The 325-nt window shown below is 69.8% G+C and carries 2 protein-coding genes; both read right to left on the reverse strand.

Annotation, left to right across the window (positions count from 1 at the left end):
* The coding region (locus RM445_RS32135; protein WP_311560625.1) for a sugar phosphate nucleotidyltransferase at window positions 1-70 on the reverse strand (70 nt) is incomplete at its 3' end.
* A 156-nt stretch (window positions 71-226) separates the two neighbouring features.
* Window positions 227-325 (reverse strand): DUF3117 domain-containing protein (locus RM445_RS32140; RefSeq protein ID WP_311560626.1); only part of this gene is annotated, 99 nt, incomplete at its 5' end.

Here is a 325-nt window from a genome sequence, read left to right on the forward strand (position 1 = left end):
GTTTGGCGCGGTCCGCCGTCAGCGGCCACAGCCTCTTGCCCTCGCCGCCTGCCAGCACGATTCCCAGCACGTTGTCCGGCTGTCGTCCGGTCACGCAGCCGACACTAATCCGCGCGCGCGGTCGTCGTCATCGTGTTCGGACGGACGTCACCACATGTCCATCAACGCGACGACCGGCCCGTGGCGTGGGCCACGGGCCGGTCGTCGGGAATTCGTCTGCGGTTGGTCAGCCCGAGGCAGCCTTGAGCGCGTCGCCGAGGTCACTGGCCTCCTCGGCCGACATCTCGACCACGAGGCGCCCGCCTCCCTCGAGCGGAACGCGCAT

The sequence above is a fragment of the Pseudonocardia charpentierae genome, from assembly GCF_031845345.1.
GTDB classification, from domain to species: domain Bacteria; phylum Actinomycetota; class Actinomycetes; order Mycobacteriales; family Pseudonocardiaceae; genus Pseudonocardia; species Pseudonocardia charpentierae.